This window comes from Pseudoalteromonas sp. M8 (assembly GCF_018141365.1).
Lineage (GTDB): Bacteria > Pseudomonadota > Gammaproteobacteria > Enterobacterales > Alteromonadaceae > Pseudoalteromonas.
In genome coordinates this window covers 1,180,474-1,205,522 of the sequence record NZ_CP047240.1, presented here as the reverse complement: position 1 = coordinate 1,205,522, position 25,049 = coordinate 1,180,474, and the positions used below count along the sequence as shown (strand labels likewise).

Sequence of the window (25,049 nt, the reverse complement as noted above, 5' to 3'; positions counted from 1 at the left end):
CTTTGTCAAATTCTCACTGCAAAAGTGAGTTTAAGATGGTAACATATAGATATTAAGCAAAGGAGCGTGTCGATGACTGAAGAAAAATCAATAATAAAAGTTAGAACGGGTTGGACTTTTAGTAAGGCAATAGAGAGTAGTGACAAGGGTGAATATCAAGTCATACAACTTAGAGATGTTCAAGATCTCACGCTTGCGGGACTAGGCTGGGCGAATATTACTAGAACCAATATTGAGTCAAGTCGCACAATAAAAACATTGCAAGATAATGAGATTTTACTTGTTGCCAAAGGACACATAAAAACTGCACTTCTGTTGAAAAACTTACCCGACAATGTTGTAGCTAATCAGCACTTTTTGATTATTACAGTTAATGACACTTCAAAACTGTTGCCAGAATATTTAGAAGTATTTTTAAACAGTACGTCTGTTCAAAATTGGTTTACGGTCAATAGCAGCGGAAGTTATCAGAGTACGCTTACCAAAAAAAGGCTTCTCGAACTAAAATTGCCAACTGAACTGCCAATTGAACATCAGCAGATGCTAGTTGATTTAGACACCAGTATTAAGAAAGAAAAGCATTTACAACAGTTACTGATAAAACAAAGAGAACAAGAGCTGGAGAAATTTTCAGAAGCTATCTGGAGTTCACTAAAATGAATAATGATGTAATCGAAAGCCTTGTATCTACCGTCATTCAGTCCTACAAGTATGTTGGGTTTACCAACGATACAATCCATGAACGAGATCTTTATCTTACTCTTCTTACTTGTGTATTAGTAAAATCTCCAAACTTGGATAACTTAATAACCGAATGCAAGCAGAAAAAGTCGAACCATGAGTTTTTGGCAACAGTTAAAAAGTATTCAACCAATGAGTTACTAACTCCTGCTCTAAGAGCTTTTTTAAATGAACTTGTAGAGTTAACCAATAACAGCGATGGAGCACTTGTATTTCACGAAGTTTTTCAATTAAGTGATAATTCAGACATCCAAAAGTTATCTCGGCAGGATCGTGTCACGCTTTACGATAGGGTTTTACAGCGCCTTCAGGCAATGAACTTACCAGATCAATTTGCAGCGGAATTTTCATATCAAGCACTGCCTTTTAATTTCGCCAAGATATATACAAAACTATTGCAACCAAAACCCAAAAGCCGTGTTTATGATCCATACGCAATAGCAGGAGAATCCATAGTTGATTTTGCTCTACAAAACCAGAATTTATCTATAACTACTGAAAGCGTTAATCAATCCTCACGCTATATCAGGCATCAACTGCTTATAGCGGGAGTTCAAAAACTAAACACCATAAACTCGTTTGCACTTACTCCTGTAGCCAACGTCAAAAAGGGTGAATTTGATTATGCGTTAACTTTGCTTCAACCAAGCATATATTCTGAAATAGAGGACATTACTGGTGATAGCAGCAAAAAACTAAAAGGAGACTATGAAGAAAACCGAATTCCTAAAGCTGTTTTGAAGTCTCGCTTTTGGGAGCACGCGTTAATTCATCACATGCTTTATTCGCTAAATGACTCTGGTAAGGCCGTTATTATTACTGCCAAAGGACCGCTTAGCAGGCACTCTGACTTTCATTCTAGAAAACAATTAGTCGATAACAATCAAATTGACGCTATTATTCAACTTCCACCTAAACTGCTTGATGCTCGAACAGTTCCTTTATTCGCTATTGTCCTTAATAAGAAAAGGTCTAACAAGGACAAAATTACCTTCATTGACGCTAGAAATTGCTATGTGCCAGATGCAGGGATAAACATTCTGACGTCCATTGACGAAATCGCCGAAGCCTATCGAAACCAAAACAGTCAATCAATAAAACTTGAATTAGTGACACCAGATATAGTTATCAAACATGGTTATTCTCTTAACGTTGATACCTATGTAGCTCATGACAAACGCGATTATGAAGATATTGATGTTGACGCTGTGCAGCAAGCGCTGTTGAAACAACAGCGACATACCGATCTGATCATCCGAAAACTAAACTCCGTCTTTGCAATTGGCTAAATCATTTTGCAAAGACGCAACTAGCTCAACTGCCAGAAGAATAGAGGAATACACCATTTGAAGGCTTATATTTTCACCTTCTTGATGCTGTCCAAAGTCTCCAAATGGATAAAGAGCATTTATTGCTACATAGGTTGATTTGGAAACTACTTTTGCAAGTGGGTTTGAACGCTCTGGTGTAGTAAGAGCTTTTAATAGTTTTAAGCGCTTAGCTCCTTGGGGAAAGCTAGTTTTAAACTCTTGCAGACTTTCATGTTCTTTATGGTAATTCCAAGTATCAAAATGACCATCGGGGACGACCTTCCCTCCAAATTCAGCATTCCAGATAATGTCAAAGCACTTATCTAAAATCCCCCTAATACCACTTAAACAAACGCTTGGATGGTTTGGTAAATCTTCCAAGCTTCTTTGTAAATACCTATTTAATTCATGATCGATGTTCGATATTTGTAAAAGTCGCTTAGATAAAACATGATTAAAGTTTTGGGCAAACGCTTCTTCACTGCTGAATAGACGGTCAATCGCCCCTTTTTCATTAGCTAAGCCATCTAGATAACTCTGCAATAAACGACTCGGCTTAATCAATTTGCTACCACTAGCCCTTGCAAATCCTTTTTCTACTATGCTCGTTTTATCGGATTGACAAGCTCCTTGAATTTCTGATTCTTCGACTAGTAACCTAATAATATCTTGTGTACTTGGCGAACAATCATGCCAAAGGTCATCTATAAAATTTTGATTTGATTCAAATGAACATGACACAGCTTCTTGTACTAATGCGTTAGTAATCTTATTTCCATCATGTTCATGTAACAAATAATTCAATACTTCTAGCAATACAACAGGGGTTCCATTTGTAGCGTTATACAATTCAGTTAACGCCCCCTTCTCAAACTCAACCAGACAGTAATTGGTTAATATGTCAGCAATCTCATTTTCATCAAAGCAATCAACACGTATTGGTGTCGATAGGAATATATTCCAAAAATCACTCGTTTGTGCATCAGGGTTTCGAATCAACTCCCTAAGAGTCTTTCTGCTAGCCGTGATTAGTGTCAATGATTTATTCTGCGCTAACTCTCGTAATTGGTCCCACAAGTTCCTTGTTAATTTGTCACTAGATAGAGCTTTATCAAACCCATCAAAAATCACTAGAACTTTTGTTTCATCGTTTAATGCATCTAAAACTTCAGCGATATCTTGCTGAAAAGTGTCTTTCGATGATTTTAAATGTTCTGCATAATCAGGAAATTTATCCTTTATTGCCTCAGATAAGTTTGAAGCAAACTGACTTAAAAACTCTAAGTCGTTTTTCGGTGTACTATGACCAAGATCCCATAAAAGTACACACGAATACTCAGTGCTACCTTCTGATGAAACAATTTCCTTTAGTTTTTCCAAAACCACTGTTTTACCTGAGTACCTTGGACCAACAACTTGAATGTGATCTGGCACAGGTTTATTAATTGCCGTTAATATTTCATCAAGAATATTTAAACGACCAATCAGCCTAGATTCATTACCTGTGACTGGAAACTTTCTATTTATCATTGTTAGATCCCTCTTCATTAAGCGCATTTTTTAGTACTACTTCGCTATCTTGATGATAACTAATCCACTTAGCCATCAGCGGCACTTCAATCGCGTAATAGCCAGTTCCATCATCACCAAAAAAATTAACTAATTCTAATTCTCTTAAGTAAGCAATATCAGCTTCTAACTCATCGTCTTTCACATCAACGCCGTTTTGCATTAAATATTCTTGCAGCATCCCAAACGTGCACAAAGGTTTGTTATTAAAATTACTAGATAATGTGCATAACAAAACTTGCCTTCTATATCCGCCGTTAACAGGCCCAAGGCGTGCATAATCCCATAAGCTTGCAAAGTGTTCGTCTGCTACAATTAGCTCATCTGCAATATGATTTACATCATAAGTTTTGATTGAGTGCTCAGCATTCCTAACAGCATAATCAAAAATACGATTACAGATTTTTTGAATAAGATAAGGTTGTCTCGCGGTTAAACTCAGTATCAATTCTACAGCTTCACCAGAATATGCTATGTAATCTTTAACTGGCTCTATTACAACTTTTTCCGCACTAGCTTTGTCCAAAGCACTCACTGTTAGATTCGTGCCTAGACCATATAATGCCGACCAATACTCTTCGCGAAGTCTCTTCAATCTCCGTGAACCTGTTAAAATAGCCGAAAACCTTGAGTAGTTTTGAATTAGATACCGAATATTTTCAGGGAGCTGAGGAGAAGTAACACCATTATCGATACCTTCTTGAAGCTTATCGAATTCATCCAACATCAAAACTATCCCAAGTTTTTTTTCTTCTAAAACAGCAAGCAATACTTCTAAATAATCTCTGAAATCAATAAATGGAGAATCTTCGCCGATGCCAGCTTTGCATGACCTTGCAATTCCGAGTGCTGGCTTTCCTGCTAATATTATTTTTCCATCCGGTAATGGAACATCAACGCCCGTTTTTGTAATAGCAGAAGCGATTGACCGCGCCATTTCACGAAAAACTTCTACTGTAGGAACACCTACTTTGTCTGTTGCACCTTCTGCTCCCTGTAGGCTTGAATATACAACCAACCAATTTGGTATAGTTTTACTTCCTTCTAAATGTTTTAAAATTGACGTTTTACCAGCTCTACGGTTGCCCTCTAATAAAATGACGTTTCCATTACTTTCAATTTGACGAACCACCTGCTGAATAAATGTTTCTCTACCGTAAAAGACTAATGCGCCATTCTCAGGCTCAAGAGGGCTACCAGTTACATATGGGTTACTAGCAGTTTCAAATGACTTAAACTCTTCACTAAGTTGCGTCAATTTTATTGCAAGCTCAGAGCTGCCACTTACCTGTTTCCCAGCAAGAGTTTCTGCTCGCCACATTACAGTAAAGCTAACCCTGTCAGCATCTGTAGTCTTACATGACAGTGAAACTTCCATCGAAGTGTGGTCTGCCAAATAATAGTTATCACCACTGCCAAAATTAGGAGATGTTTCTACCACTACATTCTTTAAAGGAAGAAAACCTTGGTTATCTAGTGAAATAAAAAACTCCACATCGGAATTCTTCTCTAACTCCTTTACTGATGACGACACTACAATGCTGACATTAGCTAATACCATCTCGATGCATCTAACTATCCGTCCTTGAATAAAAGCAAAAACCCGGAGCAACCTCTCCTCTATATTGTAATTTCCAGCGGTTATCTCACGTAGTTGAGCTAATTGCTCATTCGCATCTCGAAATATATTCAATAGAACAGGACCCGGAGGGATTTTGTTTATGTCCTTAAGAACATGCAATATATTCAAGACACCTAAATACCAACTTTTTTGCTGTGTATTTAGTTCATCCACTACTCCGTCAATGCTAAACGCTTTTAAAGAGATCTCACTCAACAAGTTGGTAGACTTTTCAATACTTGTATCATTGCCAACTATTCTCTTAGCTACCTCCGTTTCCATCACATCGACTAGATGATCCACAGCCTTTTCTTCAGACTGTTGACTGTTTTCTTTTAAAAACGCAATTACATCTGTTCCATGCTGTTCATACTGTGCCACAGCACGCTTCTGCATTTCTATTGACGGTAGCAAGATGGGTAACGTTTTTATTACGTCGGTATTTATGTGTTGCTGAACCGCACCTCTTTTTCTGCTATCTAGCCAATCCTGACAAAATGAAGTAGATAAATAGTAAAGCAAGTATTCAGGTAAAACTTTCGCTGAGTTTACTCGTAAAACGTAAAAATTATTACCTGCAAAAGCTCCATCGCCATTATCATCAACTAGCGCAAGCTTCCCTATAGTGCCCGTTTTCGATATTAGAATATTGCCTTTATTTAATCGGTTGCCTGAGTACGCGTGAGCTAAATCCTCCTGTAGCCAAGTAGTGATCTTCTGTATTTTAAAATTTTCAATATCTCGAATACGGATATAACCATATGGATTTTCTATATCAGTTTGTTCCGAACTTCTAACTGACTTGCCTGTATTTATTTGTGCAACTTTGGATAAGTTTTCAACTTTAACTTCATCCCCCACCAACTTTCTAAAGTCGGTTAACAAGAGAGTTAACGCATCATCTTCCTTACGAACAGGGTTTAAGTCCCAATCATTTGTGGCGATTTCATCAACAGATACATCCCAAAAAGCACGGGTTGAAGCTCCTGACCCAGCAGTTCCCTCTTTCACACCCGGAGGTAAAGGAATTGCTTCAGGTAACTTTTCGCGGAATAGCTTATCTAAAATATCATGCAGCAGAACCCTAGGCAGCAATTGAGATGTTTTACTATTCACATGTTGCAAATACGTAGAAAGATCTGCAAATCGAACTTTGTGAGTTCTCTTTTTACTAGAACTCAGTAGAAGTAAAGCTCCACGGATTCCAGAGTCTTCAATTAATGTCTTGGGTGGAATTCTTACTACAGCTTCTATGTAGCCGCGTTCAACCAAATACCTTCTTAATTCTATTTGAGATTTATTTTTACCGAATAACAACCCTTCAGGTACGGCTATTATTGCTCTGCCCCCCGGCTTCAATGAAAATATAGCCTGCTGTATGAACATTCCTACAATGTCGTTAGTGGTAACTGGAAACTGTTTTTCACGACATAAATAACGGTAATCTTCTCTTTTAACCCCAACTGGAGGCTGCGCTAAAACAACATCATACTTAGGGTGCCCGTCACGTCCATATGAATCATATAAACCACTTCTTCTGCTTAAATGAAAGTTAAACGTACCAGATAAAAAGAATCGCACCATCGCAATGAGAATGGCCTCTTCTGATAAATCATATCCAGTAAAAGAAGTATGCGACAAAAAGTCCGTGTCTGCGGCTTCAATAGCGTTGTGAGCAGCTATAAGGAAGTTACCTTCACCAGCGCAAGGGTCTAAGATGGTTTCTCCGCTTTTAGGGGCTGCGATAGCCACTGTCAGTTGTGACAGTAACTTGCTTGACGAAAATTGTGTTGTTTGAGGAGTTCTTGTTTCCTGTAATATTACCTCAAACAATTGTGAAATATCTTTTCTACGATCTAAACGAAGCCCTCCCCATTGGTTAAACCAATAAAGGGCCTCCATGACGACTCTTTTGTCTTTGAATAAGTGGTACTTTGACGAGAAATCGAGTTCACTTAACCCTTCAACTTTTACAGAGTGTCTAAGTAAACTTAGGCTTTCATCGATATGTTGATCGATTTCACGGAAGCTGATGTCTGAAGAAAATAACCTGTTCAACCTATCGGCAAGCTTCAAACTTTCACTTTCACCATTGTATTCAGCAAAACTAATCATCTCATCACGCAACCATCTCAAAAGAAATAGAAGCACTAATAAATTGCGTACATCCTCTTTGCTAACACCAAAAGAATGAAGGCGTGCTAAGATGCTTTTAACGGAACCAATTAATTCTTTATTATCCAAAACTTATACTCTTTCTGTTTTCTACTCTGTTAATTGCACATCCAATGCCAATTTAAAGAACAGGCTACAACCCTTTAATTTCAATAGGTTAATAAAACCAACCACTATCAAGATATAAAATTTAATACATATGTGTAATTTTATTTATTTTTACAATCTTCAAAACTAACAATATTTGCTTTAGCACCATCACCTAAAACAAGTCTCTGGCAATACGCCAGCAGCTTTTCCACCGGGATGACTTTCTCTTTACGCTTAGTTACTTTATTTGTAATCCGTTTTACCGAAGTGTTTAGGTAAGTTGCTAATTCAGTCGCTTGCTGAACTGATAACTCAGATACGCTTTGTTCTCTTAAAATTTGTTCAACCCAAAGCCCTGCATCGCTGATATGCCCATTTATACTTAAATCAGTGTTTTTAACCCACTCAACGTTAAATGCTGTATCTGATAAATCACTCAATAACATGGCTATTTCACTTCTAGGGATAAGTTGATAGCTTTCCAATGTTTCCGCCAACATTGCCTGCCACCCCATAGTGAGTAAGTTAGTTAACTCATCAAGAGTTAAGCTTGTAGTAACTGGGATGAAGAAATTGAAGCGACTATTGGCTTCACAAACAATAATGGTCTTTTCATAGGACTTATATTGGTTATCAATAATATGAGCTTGCCAGCACATAGTTGTGCTATCTAATTTCAATGTATTAACACCAGCTTGTTTACCTGCAAGTGTAGGCAATCTCGGCAGGTCTGCTTTTAGCCACTTTGCTAGAGAGTTTGACGCACCAAACAACAAAGATATTTTTCTACCCATTCGAAATTCCTAGCAACTCTAATTTAACTCTTTCCTTACTCTTATAGCCCACATCAAATGGCACGACTCTTAACTTCAATTTTCGTTCTTCGTCGTAATAAAAGTCGTTCGTTAAAGCTTGTTCAAAGATATCTGTTTTAGGGTAAATCAAAACTAGGTCACCTTGACCTTTCAAGTATTTATAGCCGTAACCGAGCATTTGATAGAAGTCATCTTGCGATAAACCAAACTTATCTTTGCCAGATTTTTTATTTTGATTGATTAACTTCCATTTGGTATCTAATACCGTATCCATGCCTATGAGATCTTTAAGATATAAATCAGGCTTGAGGCGGAAATAGCTCTTATCCCCATAAGTTACCAGTGATTTACTTTGTACTTGAGAAGATAGCTTTTGAGGACTGGAAACTCTTTTCTTCAGGTATTTAGCGACAAAGTTTTCAAACACGGCTTCCATTGGAAATAACAACGAATAAGCATTGTTTTCACCTAACATTGACTGAGGTGAATAGCCCTCCAATATTAACCTTGCCCAACTTAACGGCACATCATAATGCTGCATGCCTCTTTGCAGTTTCACACTAGAAAAGTCGTTCTTGTAATTTGTACTAAGAGGCACATCATCAAAGGCAAACAGCAATTCCTGAGATAGCTTCTTACTTTTATTCACATTGGTATACGAAGCGACAGATTTAAGTGCAGAATGAATAAGTCGGTTTTCTGCTCTATCCATCAAATAAGCATCGTATTCAACGTAAAACTTGTGGCGATTAATAAAATTGTGTTTTAGCTGTTGGCTATGAAGCAATTTACCTTTTAAAAAAGCGTTATTACTTTGCTCTCGAACATAGTCACTCCTAATTCCTTTCTTAACAAGAACATTTACCGCATTTAAAAACTGCGCGATAAAAATTTCCATCAAAGGCATTTTTTGCTTCTTTATGCTCGCAACCTCAGTCTCAATATGACGAAACAGCTTTAATGACTTAAGCATCATTAACAAGGACTTTTGCGCTTCTGTAGCCGCACTTTCCTGATTATTTGCTTTAGCAATTTTAGGAAGTATTTCTATTTGAGTTCCATCAGGGCAAAGAACCACACCAGCATAGTTTTGCACTTGCAGAACTTCCATGCCATGCGCAATTTTTAGCTTTAAAAAGCGTGATTCTGACTCATCACATAAACAGCACTTTTTTAGATATTCGAAAGCATCTTCTGGTATTGCCTCAACATTATCTTTTCTTAACGCCTTAGCGTTAGCACTTAACAGCCCATACTCAAATACGGTGATGTTTGTTGCTTGTCGTCGTTTTAATCCCTTAATCATGCCGAGCAATTTAACCTTTATCCTTTGGTAAGCTGTTAGCGCTATATATGCCTATATAGGTCAAAGGGTCAGTCCAAAGCTCAGAGTCAGCTTTAATCAATTTATAGTCTTGAACGTCATCGGCGATGTCACCAACATCATCACTATCACCAAATAGCTTCTCGTAATCTACATCTGACTGTTCAATGATTTGGTAGTTCTTTGCTTTTTTATTATCTGGCTTTTGATTGTCACCAAGCACTAAACAAATCTTTTGCCAATCTTCAAAAAAGTATTCGGCAAGCAATGGAATAACCTTGTTCTGAAAACAGCTCTTTAATTCGTAAAGCGCTTTATCGTCATTTCCAGCCTCAATTTCTTTCACAACTGACATTAAAAACGCATGGCCGAGCTGATGTTCCCTGTCATATAAAGCGGAAATTCGCTTATTCATTGTTTTAAGTAAACGAACTAAATCAATTTTATTATCGCCTACGCTAACACAGTAAGACTTACCTTGTTCATTACATAAAACAGGGTAATTTGGCATCATTTCTACAAAATCAAAACGGCGGCGAAGTGCTGTATCCATTAAAGCCAAAGATCTATCAGCAGTATTCATCGTGCCAATAATGTAGAGGTTATCCGGCACTGAAAATTTATCGCCGGAATACGGCAAGGCCACTTCGATAGCTTCCGATTTCCCTAAACGTTTTGATGGCTCAATCAATGTAATTAGCTCACCAAAAATTTTTGATATATTGCCCCGATTGATTTCATCGATTATCAGTACAAAGTTTTTACGCTCTTTTTTAGAAGCATCATTATGTGTTTTGAATTTATTAAGGTACTCAATCACAGCGCCGTAATAAGGTTGCAATCCACCTTTGATTTCTTTTTCACCGTTATGAACCGCTCGCAGTGTCTTAACACTTAACGAATGAACTGAGGCTCCTTTGCTTTTATCAAATCTAATTGTGTTATTAGTTATATCTGTAACGGTAAAGTATGTTTTCTTACTCAAAGTATCTATTTTTATTCCGTCATCAGCTTCGGCTAACTCTTCAGAAAACCCCTGCCATTTATCTTCAAAAGTACTTGCAACCGTTTTTGTTTTTGCAACTTGGTGTTCTTTGGCATCTAAACATAACGACTTAAACACACCATCCTTTTCAAAGTAACTAAGTTGATCACCTTCAGTTTTAGCGCTTAACCCCTCTACGAACTCCTCATAGCCATAACTTTGATGAAAAGTAACAAACCTTATGCGCCCTGCGTCATAAAGTCCCTTATAGAGCTTAGTTAACTCTTCACGCTGTAACTCTGTGGTGCCTTTCCGCTCATTTATACCTAGCTTGCTGTACGTTTCAGGTTCTGCCGCTTTAACCGCCGCTTGAATTGAGTGATAGGTTTTTCCTGTTCCCGGTGGACCATATAGAATTTGATTTAGAGGAGATTGATTCTTGCTACTGTTCAGATTGTCCATAACTTGATAACCATCCGCTTCTTTTTCTTTTAATTCACTTACTTCCGAAGAAGGTTGCGCTTCAATTTTTTGGGTGAAAACTTGATATAAGTGCCATATCAAAATATTGCGTTTGTATATGTCGGTATTTGGTTCTATGAATGGAGCAACTGCATCTAACAATGCCTGATTATCTTCAAACCAATGTTTAGTGTGATGAATTGACAACTCGAACTGCGTATTTAATCCTTTGATTATCTCGTTTAGATATTCCTTACCAACAACACTCGTAATATGTTCGGGATCAGCTAAAGAAAACACTCGATGCAACACAGAATATAATGTTCTTGAAAAGCCATCTTGACTTTTCCAATCCTCAAATGCTTTGTCAAATGCAGACTTTGTCGGGTTAGTTAAAATATCTAACGTCAGTTTCTGAAGAAATACTTTATTGTCATCTACTTCCCTTTGATACATAAAGCCATTGCCAACACTTGCAATGCCATTTGCTTTTTTCAGCCATATTCTGTGTAGTAAATCGTCAGTCACCGAATTGGCTGATGTGATATTATTTTTTAAATTACAAGTCGCTTGATAGTCTTGATACCAGCCATCTTCGTTAAAACTATTAGCGCTCAGCCATTTAAACAATATTCCTAAGCTATGCTCATTCTCACCCTGTAGCCAAAGATTATTAATTGTTTCTTCATATTCTGGCTTTATTGATATACCAGAACTTTGTGGACTCCATTGCTGTTCGGGGCAAGCTTTTAAAAGCAATACTTGAGGAACCAACCCTTCATTACAATTGTGTCTTATATCCTCAACTCGAAAATCAATATAAGTACGTTCTTTGGTTGCGTCTTTCCAACACTTATCTATATAACTGGCTTTTGTAACGATACCCTTTGCGATAATACCTCGTGAGCCTTTACCCAGCTTTATAAGGTAAACATGGTCACCCTCTGCTACTTGCCTGCTATGGCAGGACCAGCGAACAACCTCATCTTTTTGATAGTCTAATGTTCCTTGGTCTGAGCCTTCCCCACCTGTTGAGAAGTTTTTTGGATTCCAGCTTAATAAATAGGATGACATATCAACGTCCTTGTTATTCTTGTTTTAAAGTAAGAGTTATAATTCGCCAGCGAAAGATTTTTGGCTTAACGAGTTGAAAGCATTTAATGCTTCCACTGCTGATTTTTGCATTGCTAATTTAGACTTTCGTACTTTAACTACTGCGTCGTGATATTTTTCCACGAGCTTTTCATCAGGCACTAGTACATTAAAGTTTTTCAATTCCACAGGCGAAATATGTGGCACGGTTGTTTCCGTCGGGCAACAGTGTTTTTCAAAAGCCTTAGACAATATGCTGGCATACAAAAAGTCAGTGTATTTTGGGTTTTTGGGTCTTATTCTCGCTACACGCTGGACAAGATACGTATCCCTTTCATTTTCTGGGAATACACAAACTTTCAACCCACTAGAAATCCACGGACGATCCATTGCCAAAATGACATCTCCAGACTTTACTTTATAATTTTGAATTCCTGCTAATTTTTCTTTATTCCAGTATACCGTGTCTTTCCAATCGAAATACCCAGTCAAGGTATTGGCTCCACGACAAAGCCTTACCGAATCTTCACCATCGTCAATATATTCAGCACTTTTAAATGCATATCCAGAAATTACGTCTGAGAGTTCAGTTAACTTAACTTGAGGTAACCCCTTCGGATTTAAAAAAGGATCTCCGAACATATCTAGGAAGACGCTGCGGAGGAAGTCGTCGGCGAGATCGATGGCTTGTTGGCGTTTGCGGCGCACGTTGTCCGCTTTATCTAAAATCGCGGCGATACGTTTCTGTTCTTCGAGTGGTGGAAGAGGGATTTCGAATTCTTCAACTACTTTTTTTGATACTTCCTTAAAGGTTGCACCATTACCTAAAGCATCTAAATGCTTACTATGAGCTAGCATGCAATAGTATAAATACGTGCTATCAACACCTTCTCCAGCTACCAAACTCTTAAAGCCTTGATTAGTACACATATCTTTGCCAGCTATTGCCACATTTCCTATTGGTGCACGTGATGTAAGTAAGATACTTCCTTTTGGCAGTAAATAAGTTGCACATTTATCGAAACCAAGTTGAGATATATATTCTGGTGCGTCTAATAAAGTTTTATCAGTTAAATTAGAGACGTCTTTTGGTGTTACCCAAGGAACGTCATCAGATTCCCAGTACTCAGGCACATTCCTCTTAGGGGTAGCTCCACCAACGACTTTACAACAGTCTTTTAGCTTTACTTTCGGCCAACTCACAGCATCGCCTCCAGCTCTTTAAGGTCAGCTAAGATTTCATTTTCTAGTGATACTAGCTTGCCTAAGATTTCTTTTGGTGGATCGTATTGCTCTTCTTCATAAACCACTTCTTTGTAGCGGTTTATGGAAAGATCATATTTGTTTGAGGCGATGTCTTCTTTACTTACCCAAAATGCCTTTTGGGTTTTATCGTTTTCTTCGCTGGTTGCGATAGCTTTATCGCGAGCTTTAAATTGCGCAACTAAGTCTGGCAGGTCGTTACCTTTAATCGGAGTACGTTTATCATCTAATGAGAAGCCATCGGCTTGTACATCATAAAACCACACATGGTCTGTGGTGCCGCCTTTGGTGAAGATTAAAATCGCGGTTGATACACCCGCATACGGTTTAAATACACCGCTTGGCAGCGATATGACTGCTTCAAGCTGGTTGTTATCGACAAGTAATTTACGCAATTGTTGGTGCGCTTTTGATGAACCGAATAATACGCCATCGGGCACGATGGTCGCTGAGCGACCACCAACACGTAACATACGCTCAATTAGCGCAACAAAAAGCAGTTCGGTCTTTTTGGTTTTTACTTTACGTAAAATTTCTGGGCAAACATCTTCTTCATCCAATGAGCCTTTGAACGGCGGATTGGCGAGAATAATTTCCATGCCTTCTTTTGCTTCAGCAGGAAATTTTTCCAAGAAAGACTGGCTTAAGGTATCTTGGTAGTGGATATCGGGCCGTTTAATGCCGTGCATCACTAAGTTCATCGCCGCTACACGTAACATGGTGGCATCAAAATCGAAGCCGTGAAACATGTCAGTATCGATGTGTTTGCGTGCGTCTTCGTCAATTAAATCGCCTGAATACAAGACGTTTTCTAGCTGTTTACCGTTGCTGTCTAATAGTGGCTTGCCATCGATATCAAATAGTGGCTCGCGTTCAATAGCGTCAGTTGAGGTGTATTTCTCAAGTAAGTACTCGTAAGACACTGATAAGAAACCACCTGTGCCCGTTGATGGGTCGCAAATACGGCTATTTTTATCAGGGTCCATCATTTCCACCATTGCACGAATAATGTGGCGTGGCGTTCTAAACTGGCCGTTAATACCTGCCGTGGTGAGCTTACTTAATAAATATTCGTATAAGTCACCTTTGGTATCTGAGTTTTCTAGTGGTAAGTCGTTGACCATCTCTACCGCTTTCACTAATAGCGATTGCTTTTGGATCATCAACTGGGCGTCTTTCATAAACTCGTTGAAAATCGCGCCCTCAGTTGACTCATCATCATTGGCTTTAGAGAAATACGGAAATAACTCGTCTTTAACTACTTTATAAAGTTCTTCCGCGCCTAAATGACGCAGGTTTTGCCAACGCAAGTGCTGTTCGTTGTCATTAAAGCGGCGGGTAAACGGCTTTTTCGTTCTGGCGAAACGCTTTTCATCCGCTTGCTCATTCATATCAAGCATACGGGCATACATTAAAAAGGTAATTTGCTCAATTACCGTTAGCGGGTTAGTAATACCACCCGTCCAAAATTCTTCCCAAAGTTTGTCTATTTTGCTTTTAAGCTGACCTGTGATCATTTCTCTTTTCCTCGTGTCGAACTGTTTAATTTAACGCTCGACCTACAACTGAATTTCTTTATCTACTGATGTGGATTTTTGTCCAAGCTCCACATCAAACTGTTTAATAAACTGCTCTATCACATCGGCTTGCGCTTCACTGAACACGCCATCTAAGCCCATGTCATGCACTTGGGTAAATGGTGCATCGTAAAGCTGATCAATGTTGATAACGCCATAGCGCACTAGGTGATTTTTTAATAAACCAATAAAACGCTGTTGTTTGGCATTCATATGGGTATGGGTTTGCTGTACGAATTTAGTAAAGCTTTGCTCGATTGCCTCTTTATCCATACCAACAATAGTACGAAGAATTTTGTCTAAGCCTGCCGTTGAATCTGGGTAAAACTCTTTCAAGGTATTTAAATCAACATTCGGGTTTTGAATGTGAACTAAGGCATTTAAGCGAGCAATGTCATCCTCTGTTACTGGGCTACCTGCACGGATTTTTTGTAACACGCTGTCGGTTTCAAATAGTGGTGCTAAGGTTTTCTCCACTTCTTGGCGGAAGATTTGATAGTCAATCGACACTATCTTGGTAGGACGCTCTGTAACCTGATAGTCAGCTTCATCTTCTCTAATGTCTAAGATAACTTCTTGTGAAGGCGGTTGAATGCCTTTTTCTCTTAAGTGAATAACACTACGCAATGCCTTACGACTGGTTTCCAGTGTTTCAAAACCGTCTATTGATGCTGTTAGGTTCTGCCAGTATTCCTCTTTTTGAATATCTGCAATAAAACTTGCCTTTGCACGCACTTCATTTAAGTGCATTTGCAGCTTTTCAATCTTCACCATTAAAGCTTGCCTAGCTAAGTCGATTTGGCTTGGATCGGTGTATAGCAAGGTTTGGATAATGGCGATTTCATTATCAAATTTATACGCTTCTGACTGGCCCATAATGTTGCGCCATTGCATCAGCGGTGCAATATGCTCATAGAGACTTGCTTTAGTTTCTGGGGCAAACTGATTGAGGTATTTTTCGTCTTTGCACGCTTCAACTACCTGCCAATTGTCGCGCACCGCTATGGTATTCATATCAAGCGAACATACGTCCTGATGAATAAGTTTTATCACTTCATCAAACGTTGCGACATCAGCTTTTTTAAGTGAGGTTTCAGCCAATAACAAGCGTGATTCAAATAGCTTTTGAGTTAGCGATTTTGACTGTTTTACGTCCTCTTCTTCAGGGTCCATATCGAAGTATTCGAAGTTTTCCCAGTGATCGAAAATCAAGAAGTGAGTTTTATCTTTACCTGCACCGTAAAGATCTTTACACAAACGCGTACCGCGCCCAATCATTTGCCAGAACTTCACTTTCGACTTAATTGGTTTAGCAAATACGAGGTTTACACATTCAGGCACATCAATACCTGTGTCGAGCATGTCCACCGATACGGCAATACGAATGCTGTTTTCTTCTGTCGATTTAAAATCATCAATTAGCTCTTCAGCACGTTCATATTTCGAGTGAATTACTCGGCAAAAGTTATTGCCCAACTGCGGATACATTTCTGCAAATAGGTTAGCCATAAGTTCGGCGTGAGCGATATTCCGCGCAAAGACAATTGTTTTACCCGGTAATTGACCATCAACATCACGTAAACCTTTTTCCATCAGGTTACGCAGTATCACACGATTGGTATCTTTATTTTTAACAGCTTCATCGATTTGTTTAGCGTCGAAGTCTAACTCGTTAGGGTCAATGCCTTGTTCTTCTAGTTCAGCAATTTGCTCATCGGTGAGATTATCTTTGCTTATCCCTTCGCGCAGGAATTTAGTGGTAAAGCTTACGATTTTGTAGGGTACTAAGTTACCGTCTTCTATCGCTTGCTCTAGCGGGTAATTCGCCGTCGGCATTTTAAAATCGCAACCAAATAGCTGACAGGTTGAACGTGACACCATTTCAACTGGGGTTGCGGTTAAACCGACTTCTAGCGCGTCAAAGTATTTAAAAATATCGCCGTAGATATTGTAAATAGAACGGTGGGATTCATCAGCAACAATCAGATCAAAATAACCGACATCATACTTTTGGAATATACGCATCATGCCCGGATAGGTTGCGATAAAAACACGAGCGCTGCTTGCAGCTTCTTTTTTACTTTTGCCAACCACATATAGCGGCTCTTTGGTAAATTCGTTAAAGGCATTACCCGCTTGCTTACGTAACTCTTTACGGTCACATAGGAATAAAACACGCTTTGCCCAACCAGCATCCAACAGCCGTTTCGCCAGTGCGATAGATACTCGCGTTTTTCCCGTACCCGTTGCTTGTACGATAAGCGATTTACGGTGTTTGTTGGTGAAACGCTCACAGACACGCGATATAGTTTCCATTTGATACATACGACCAGCTACATCGGTATCGATAGGCGTTTGGTTGAGATCTTTTTTCAAAGTTCGTTGCTTAATAAGGTATTGCAACGAGTCTTTTGAGTAATACCCGTAAAGCTTGCGGCTGTTATAGCCTTGGGCATCGTCTAAAATACGAATGTCGTAGCCATTTGAATAGAATATTACAGGGCGCTGACCATATTCTTTTTCCAGTGCATCCGCATAGATTTTTGCTTGCTCGCGGCCTTTCTCAACTGATTCACGAGTACGCTTCGCTTCAATAACTGCCAAGGGCTTGCCATCGTCATCCCAAAGCACATAATCAACATAACCAATACCTGTAGGAGTTGGTTGATGAGCAACTTCTACTTCTTTGCCAATTTCATCTGTACTAGATTCGTCTAGTGATACATTCCAACCCGCTGCACGTAAATCCATATCAATAATGCGGGCGCGAGTTTCAGCTTCATCAAACTTAAAGCTTGATGTGATTTTCTTATTCAGTGATTGCACTTGGCTGACTTTTTCAGAATCAATTGCTTGTTTAAGCTTGGATGCTTCAATTTGTGCAAGTTTTTGCGCTTTTTCCGAGGCTTCCAGTTCCTCTAGTGCTTTCTTTAAACGTGCTTCATTTTCAGCTAGCTGTTTTTCAAGTTGTTTGTTCTTTTTAACAAATTCCGCCCCAGACTGATCAATAGGTTTTGTTTGTTCTGGGATCGTAAACTCAGGACATTCTTCTTGCTGGCCTCCCGCATAAGCCATAAAGAGGTAACTAGCGACAAAGTAACTTTCTTTTAATATCCAGATAGCTTGCTGTTGATCGACTTTGCCTTCATGCGCAGCTTGGTTACCGCTTTTACGGATCGCATGAAGTTTATCTGTTATTAAACTAGGTACGACACTTGTGAAGTCGTCTGAGGTTAACTTGTCATAGATGTTAGAATTGGGGAATACAGGTAGGCGAAGCTCCTTGTACAAATAGCCAACCACTCTCTCAGCAAAGCAACGTAACTTTACTAAAGCACTTTGTGGGTCACTTATTACATAGTCTTCTGCAAATGCAGCAAGCTGATGTAAGTCAGGCCATTTGGTTTGGATGTGTTCAAAATTCATTGATTGCTTCATTCCTGATTATTCCTTGTGTCCTATATCGCAAGCGCAATGCCAAATTCGAATTTATTGTTCTTTTTCATTTTGAATCCCCAATCGCTTCATCCAATTTGTTAGCGTTTGATGGTCTTTTAAGCCCAACATTTGGGTAGCGTGTTTCTTAACATTACCGCTTGCTTTCAATGCTGCTTCAACATACTTTTTTTGATAATTTTCAGTTAGTTGGACTATATCTATTTTATCATTAAAAGACAGTCTAACATCATTATTTTGCTCACCAAATCTTCTATTTATGATCGCGTCAGACAGTTCCTTTTCACCTACCAATTTTGCATCTGTCCAGAGAAAAGCCCTGTTCAATGTGCTCCATAATTCACGAATATTGCCTAGCCATGACTGCGATAAAATAAATTTAATTCCATTTTCGGAAACTTTTTTACTTATATAGTCAGGGTGTTTGGACCCCGACTCATTAATTTGGTCTGTCAGTTGTTCAACTATGACTGGAATATCTTCAAGTCGATCTCTAAGTGGTGGCATATTGATTATGCCAACAGCTAATCTATAAAAAAGATCTTCACGAAAATCCCCTTGTTCAATCAAGGTGGTCAAATCTTGGTGAGTAGCAGCAATAACGCGCACATCGACATTAATGGTTTTTGTATCACCAAGTCTGGTAATTTCACCTTGCTGTAATGCCCTTAGAAGCTTAACTTGTATATCTGGCTTTAATTCACCAACTTCATCTAAAAATAAGGTTCCACCGTTAGCTTGCTCAAATAGACCTGCATAATCTTTATCTGCGCCAGTAAACGCCCCTTTTTTATGACCAAACAGTGTTGAATCAACTAGATTTTCAGCAAGCGCACCACAGTTTACGACTCTTATAGGCTTGTTGCCTCTCAGACTACCTTTGTGAATAGCATTTGCCATTAGCTCTTTACCTGTACCAGTTTCACCTAAAATAAGTGCTGGAACTTCAGATGCCGCTATTCTTTTAGCTTTTTCAACCACATCAGCCATTGTTTTTGACTTGGCAGTTAATTCTGAAAATGCCTTTTGTACCTTAGGTAATGAGGTCGCTGTATGAGCAATGTTCTTTGACGCAGACTTTACGTATTCTTTACCGAAATTCAGTGGTATTTCGACTTCTTCAATAACGTTTTTCGGGGACGATTGCACAAAACGTGTATTGGACTTTCCCTTTCCATGAAGCACAGAAAGAGTTGTCATTGCAGGTGTACCAGAAGTTAGGTTAATTGAGAGAATGTCAGACTCTTCAGATAACTTTGTGATCCACTTTTCTGTTTCGATTGAAATAGATTGGTAGTCAATTGGACTTTGGATTTGCGCTAAGTGGATTTTAATATCTTCAGATGGTCGGCTTATCATCGCCATCCGCTTTTTCAGAAAGCGCTCAAACGAACCCCACTTAGCTTCATCTTTGTTGGAAAGAATGACTATTTTATCAAATGGAACTTCGGATTTTGTCGCAAGTGAAACAATAGCTGCATTCTGCTCCTGTTCCATGTTTTCAATATCGCGATTACCAAGCCACGTAAAAAGTGTATGCACTGTCCAATTGCTTATTTTTATTCATTTGTAAATCATCTTACCTGAAATAAAAATTTTTACCTAGCCGATAATCCCTTAATTTAAACTCGTTTAACTCAAACTTAACAGGTGTTTTGTCCATTCGGCTCTTTTTGAGCGATTACAGTTGTAAAGATCTTCTAAACTTTTGAAATACTCACTGAACACTTTCTTGTTTTTATACCAAATATCAATCATATAGCTTCTAGATCCCGGTAACGACTCCGCCTCAGAAAAAGGCGTCGTATAAACAATCAAAAAATCTCCTTTTTCCATTGTTTGAGCAACCCCCGGCATGTTTTCAACAACTAAATTCTCACCGTACATCTCAATCAGCTCGATAGCTTTTAACCCTAAATCTCGCACCTTTATCATATAAAGCTCTCTTTATTTTTTTCAAAAAATCTTAAGGTAAGAAGTATGTCATCCCTGAACTCATATCTAGTTTTCTATACGGCGTAATATAGACAATGGAATTTTTCTAGCTTCGGCCTTGTTTAGTTGCTTTTCAAACGTGATTTTGACTTTCAACTCAGTAAGCAAAGTCATAATTTCATGAATATATCTGCTAGAAATCGCTTCATTAGGGATAATTACTGTATCAACCTGATTTACCGTCAGCACTTTACTCAACTTATCTACTAATTTCCCAAAAGGTAAAAAGTCAGGGTCAACACACTGAGCGGACAAGTTAACTTGTAATTGCTTGTTGGTAAGAACGTCTTTACTAAATTGTTTGATACTTGAGAATGATTGAGTCTTGAATTTCAATGTTTTCATTTTATTCACCTATTAGTTTTATCACTTTAAAAGTGATAGAAGTTAAAATCACAAAAATCAAGTAGAAACTTTAACTAACCAGTTGTTTTTATTATTATTTAATAAACATTAAAATAAATATATATTTTGATATTTATTAAATCTCAATATTACTAACCCATTAATTTTAATGATTAACCTCATAGTAACGAAACAGTTAAACTTGGCAGCTTTTTACGAAAAAACAGCGGTTTTAAGCCATTTTTTAGTAATAACAAAGTCAATGGGAATTACTTACCCCAGAGTTTTCAGGGAAAAAATTAAAGTAGCTAATACAAATAGAGAGCGTTCAAGACGTCCTTGCTTCCTTCTATATGGCTACGTTTAATTAGCGCCTACCACAACCATAATCAGACATGTGATTTGAGTTGCTTGAATCTGCTATTAATGAAATTGGATGGACTCAATTTTGACTCACAGCTCGGATGTTCGCGGCAATCCATGTGACAGGAAAAATTTCATTTTAACAACTTAAACTAAAACAATTAGTTATGAACATTTAGGGTTAACTACTATAAAAACTCAAGATTACCTCCACGGTTTTGCCAAAGTTTTAAATTTTGTTCGGCTATCATTACCTCATCAACTCAAAGTCATGTGAGCTTTCAGTGAATACAATAGTAAAAGACTGGCACATCGTTTCTATTTTTGACGGTGAAAAACCGATTGGAAAAATTTTATGGGGTATCTGTGTTGATGACATGACATACCGATTCGCTACCAACGATTACATTAGTACATCAAAAATTGTAGAAATCTCTGCTCACAATCAATTAATCAAAACAGCGAGTGGTAGTATTTATCAAGTCATAGGTACAGGCCAAAAAGCTCAAGTGCAAATGAAAGACTTCGAACTACTTCGCCACGGCTTCAGTCCAGAGCAGATTAGCCACTTAAACTCCGCTGTTTGTAATTAAGCACCATTAGGACTTATCAGATTAGTTCCTAAAAGATTATCTGCACTTTATTTTAGGCAAAAAAATAGACAAACCGAAGTTTGTCTATTTTTAAATACAAATGTCTAATTTTTAAATACTAGACTACACACAAAAAAGCCGCTCTTTTTACAAAGGGCGGCTTTTCAATATTTGCTAAGTCGCGCTAAAGCGCGATTTACAAACCCTTACGCGTCGCGGTAAGTATCAACCGCTGGGCAAGAACAGATTAGGTTACGGTCGCCGTATACGTCGTCGATACGGGTTACCGTTGGCCAGAATTTGTCTTTTGCTACGCTTGGTACTGGGAATGCAGCTGCGAGGCGATCATATGCACGGTTCCAGTCGTTGCTTAGTACGTCTGCTTGCGTGTGTGGTGCGAATACTAATGGGTTGTCTTCGATAGACCATTCGCCTGATGCAATCTTGTCGATTTCACCTTTGATAGAAACCATAGCTTCGATAAAGCGGTCGATTTCTACCTTAGACTCAGATTCCGTTGGCTCAACCATTAGTGTGCCCGCTACTGGGAACGACATCGTTGGTGAGTGGAAGCCATAGTCTTGTAGACGCTTTGCAACGTCCATTTCGGTAATGCCTGTGGCTTCTTTCAGTGGGCGAAGGTCAACAATACATTCGTGAGCAACGCGGTCGTTACGGCCACGGTATAGAATTGGGTAGTGCTCGCTCAACTTAGCCGTTAGGTAGTTAGCGTTCACAATTGCCATTTCTGTTGCTTGTTTTAGGCCTTCGCTGCCCATCATCGCGATGTATGCCCACGAGATAGGTAGAATAGAAGCAGAGCCGTAAGGTGCCGCAGAAACCGCGCCGTTACCTACGTTTGTACCTTCTACGTTGATCACGCTGTGGTTAGGCATAAATGGCGCTAGGTGCGATTTAACACCGATAGGACCAACGCCTGGGCCACCGCCACCATGTGGAATACAGAATGTTTTGTGTAGGTTTAAGTGTGATACATCAGAGCCGATTGAACCTGGGCTAGTTACCCCAACCTGCGCGTTCATATTTGCGCCGTCCATGTATACTTGGCCGCCGTGCTGGTGCACGATGTCGCATACTTCACGGATAGATTCTTCGTACACACCGTGTGTAGACGGGTAAGTGACCATGATGCACGATAGGTTTTCAGCTACGTCTGCGGCTTTCGCGCGTAGGTCTTCCATATCGATGTTACCGTTTTTATCACAGTCAACCACAACCACTTTCATGCTTGCCATTTGTGCAGACGCTGGGTTTGTACCGTGCGCTGAACTTGGGATCAAACAGATATTACGGTGACCTTCACCGCGAGACTCATGGTACTTACGGATCGCGATAAGACCTGCGTATTCACCTTGTGCACCTGAGTTAGGCTGTAGTGATACTGCGTCGTAACCTGTGATGTTCACAAGCCAGTCGTGCAGCTCAGTCATCATGATCTTGTAACCTTGTGCTTGGTCGATTGGGCAGAACGGGTGTAGCTCTGCAAACTCAGGCCAAGTCACTGGGATCATTTCTGCGGTTGCGTTTAGCTTCATGGTACACGAGCCCAATGAGATCATTGAGTGGTTTAGTGCTAAATCTTTGTTTTCAAGACGCTTGATATAACGCAGCATCTCGGTTTCGCTGTGATAGCTGTTGAAGTTAGCATGCGTTAAAATTTCGTCGTCGCGCACTAGGCTTGCAGGAATACCTGTGATGTTCTCGCCTGATACTTGTGCGTCTAGCGCATCTACATTTAGGCCGTGGTCGTCGCCTAAAATGATGTCAAATAGCTCAGCTACGTCCGCACGCGTTGTGGTTTCGTTTACTGCAATTGAGTATTCGCCGTTGTGGTTAAGGGCAAAGTTCACGCCTTTTGCTACGGCACGCGCCACAACCGTTTGCTTGTCAGCGTCGTCCGCTTTAACAGTAATAGTGTCAAACCACGTATCGTGCTTAAGTGCCACGCCTTTTGCTTTAAGACCCGTTGCAAGAATGCTTGCAAGACGATTAATACGCTCAGCGATGATCTTAAGACCTTGAGGACCATGGTAAACCGCGTAAAACGCAGCCATGTTCGCAAGTAACACCTGTGCAGTACAGATGTTTGAGTTCGCTTTTTCACGGCGGATATGCTGTTCACGTGTTTGCATCGCCATACGTAGCGCGTCGTTACCTAAACGGTCTTTAGACACACCAATAATACGGCCTGGTAGTGAACGCTTGTAAGCATCACGCGTGGCAAAGAATGCCGCGTGTGGACCGCCGTAACCCATTGGTACACCAAAACGCTGTGCAGAACCAAGCACTACGTCTGCACCTAGTTTACCAGGTGCTTTAAGTAGCATTAAGCTCATGATGTCTGCGGCAACACAGGCAATCGCTTTTTTGTCTTGTACTTGTGCGATTAGGTCAGTAACGTCGACCACTTCACCTGATGTTGAAGGATACTGGAATAGCGCACCAAAAATCTCGTGGTTAGCAGCGTCGCTAGCAGGACCTACTACTACTTCAAAACCAAACTGCTCAGCACGCGTAGATACTACGTCGATAGTTTGTACGTGTACGTCGTCGGCAATAAAGAAGATGTTTGCTTTTTTCGCTTTAGATACACGTTTTGCAAGCGCCATTGCTTCTGCCGCTGCAGTGGATTCGTCAAGTAGTGATGCACTGGCTAAGTCTAGGCCGGTAATGTCCATAGTCAGCGTTTGGAAGTTAAGTAGTGATTCCAAGCGACCTTGCGCAATCTCTGGCTGATAAGGGGTGTAAGCCGTGTACCAACCCGGATTCTCAAGTACGTTACGTAGGATAACGTGAGGTACGTGCGTTGGGTGGTAGCCTTGACCGATATAAGATTTGAAAACCTTGTTTTTGCTTGCTACTGACTTCAGGTAGCTTAGGGTTTCCACTTCTGTGCGGCTTTCACCGATCTGTAAGCCCTCTTCTAAACGAATTGAAGCAGGTACAGTTTGACCGATCAGCTCTTCAACACTAGATACTCCAAGAGCGCTTAGCATCTCGCTCACCTGTGCTGGGCTTGGCCCGATATGGCGGCGGATAAAATCTTGCTTTTGCTCTAACTGTTCAAGAGATTTGGCGTTTGACATTAGTCCAGGTTCCTATGATCCAAATGAAAAAGGTGAATACTGTTTTTATCTAAATGAGATACCTTGGTAACGGCAGTATTCTAAAAACGTTGGCATGATCTCGTCATACCTTGAGCAAGTACCCTTGCCCAAAAAGCAACAATAAAAGCCCCTAAAAAGGGGCTTT

15 protein-coding genes are annotated in these 25,049 nt (G+C 39.5%); 3 read left to right on the top strand and 12 right to left on the bottom strand.

The window, feature by feature from the left end; all coding sequences use genetic code 11:
• Positions 1-72: 72 nt before the first annotated feature.
• A complete protein-coding gene (locus GSF13_RS10200) occupies positions 73-660 on the top strand; it encodes a restriction endonuclease subunit S (RefSeq protein ID WP_211868128.1) in 588 nt (195 codons plus the stop codon).
• A complete protein-coding gene (locus tag GSF13_RS10195) occupies positions 657-2,030 on the top strand; it encodes an N-6 DNA methylase (RefSeq protein ID WP_211868126.1) in 1,374 nt (457 codons plus the stop codon). The genes GSF13_RS10200 and GSF13_RS10195 overlap by 4 nt, the downstream gene beginning before the upstream one ends.
• Here the strand turns inward: GSF13_RS10195 and GSF13_RS10190 are convergent.
• The 11 genes from GSF13_RS10190 to GSF13_RS10140 form a co-directional block, all read right to left on the bottom strand.
• A complete protein-coding gene (locus GSF13_RS10190) occupies positions 2,004-3,581 on the bottom strand; it encodes an ATP-binding protein (protein ID WP_211868124.1) in 1,578 nt (525 codons plus the stop codon). The two genes, GSF13_RS10195 and GSF13_RS10190, sit on opposite strands and share 27 nt — an antisense overlap.
• On the bottom strand, positions 3,571-7,485 hold the full coding sequence (locus GSF13_RS10185) for an N-6 DNA methylase (RefSeq protein ID WP_211868122.1): 3,915 nt from the start codon (positions 7,483-7,485) through the stop codon (positions 3,571-3,573). Before GSF13_RS10185 ends, GSF13_RS10190 begins: the two co-directional genes overlap by 11 nt.
• A 140-nt stretch (positions 7,486-7,625) precedes the next feature.
• Positions 7,626-8,300 carry an amino acid adenylation gene (locus GSF13_RS10180; RefSeq protein WP_211868120.1) on the bottom strand — a complete coding sequence of 225 codons (675 nt, stop codon included), beginning with the start codon at positions 8,298-8,300 and terminating at the stop codon, positions 7,626-7,628.
• The gene (locus tag GSF13_RS10175; protein WP_249122760.1) at positions 8,293-9,432 is read right to left on the bottom strand and encodes an McrC family protein; all 1,140 of its coding nucleotides are present in this window, start codon (positions 9,430-9,432) and stop codon (positions 8,293-8,295) included. The genes GSF13_RS10180 and GSF13_RS10175 overlap by 8 nt, the downstream gene beginning before the upstream one ends.
• Positions 9,433-9,637: 205 nt before the next feature.
• The gene (locus GSF13_RS10170; protein ID WP_211868116.1) at positions 9,638-12,166 is read right to left on the bottom strand and encodes an AAA family ATPase; all 2,529 of its coding nucleotides are present in this window, start codon (positions 12,164-12,166) and stop codon (positions 9,638-9,640) included.
• Between the two features lie 36 nt (positions 12,167-12,202).
• A complete protein-coding gene (locus GSF13_RS10165) occupies positions 12,203-13,387 on the bottom strand; it encodes a restriction endonuclease subunit S (RefSeq protein ID WP_211868114.1) in 1,185 nt (394 codons plus the stop codon).
• Positions 13,384-14,964 carry a class I SAM-dependent DNA methyltransferase gene (locus GSF13_RS10160; RefSeq protein ID WP_211868112.1) on the bottom strand — a complete coding sequence of 527 codons (1,581 nt, stop codon included), beginning with the start codon at positions 14,962-14,964 and terminating at the stop codon, positions 13,384-13,386. The genes GSF13_RS10165 and GSF13_RS10160 overlap by 4 nt, the downstream gene beginning before the upstream one ends.
• A 42-nt stretch (positions 14,965-15,006) precedes the next feature.
• The gene (locus GSF13_RS10155; RefSeq protein WP_211868110.1) at positions 15,007-18,462 is read right to left on the bottom strand and encodes a DEAD/DEAH box helicase family protein; all 3,456 of its coding nucleotides are present in this window, start codon (positions 18,460-18,462) and stop codon (positions 15,007-15,009) included.
• Between the two features lie 51 nt (positions 18,463-18,513).
• A complete protein-coding gene (locus GSF13_RS10150) occupies positions 18,514-20,022 on the bottom strand; it encodes a sigma-54 dependent transcriptional regulator (protein WP_211868108.1) in 1,509 nt (502 codons plus the stop codon).
• A 90-nt stretch (positions 20,023-20,112) separates the two neighbouring features.
• Positions 20,113-20,415, bottom strand: a complete 303-nt coding sequence (locus GSF13_RS10145) for a hypothetical protein (protein ID WP_211868106.1) — start codon at positions 20,413-20,415, stop codon at positions 20,113-20,115.
• Between the two features lie 66 nt (positions 20,416-20,481).
• Complete coding sequence (locus tag GSF13_RS10140) at positions 20,482-20,820, bottom strand: hypothetical protein (RefSeq protein ID WP_211868104.1); 339 nt, start codon at positions 20,818-20,820, stop codon at positions 20,482-20,484.
• Between the two features lie 647 nt (positions 20,821-21,467).
• On the opposite strand from GSF13_RS10140, the gene GSF13_RS10135 reads away from it, so the two are divergent.
• Positions 21,468-21,776, top strand: a complete 309-nt coding sequence (locus GSF13_RS10135; RefSeq protein WP_211868103.1) for a hypothetical protein — start codon at positions 21,468-21,470, stop codon at positions 21,774-21,776.
• A 206-nt stretch (positions 21,777-21,982) separates the two neighbouring features.
• Here GSF13_RS10135 and gcvP read toward each other — a convergent pair whose 3' ends face one another.
• Positions 21,983-24,883: an aminomethyl-transferring glycine dehydrogenase gene (gene gcvP, locus GSF13_RS10130; protein ID WP_211868101.1), complete on the bottom strand. Its 2,901-nt coding sequence runs from the start codon at positions 24,881-24,883 to the stop codon at positions 21,983-21,985.
• Positions 24,884-25,049: the final 166 nt, after the last annotated feature.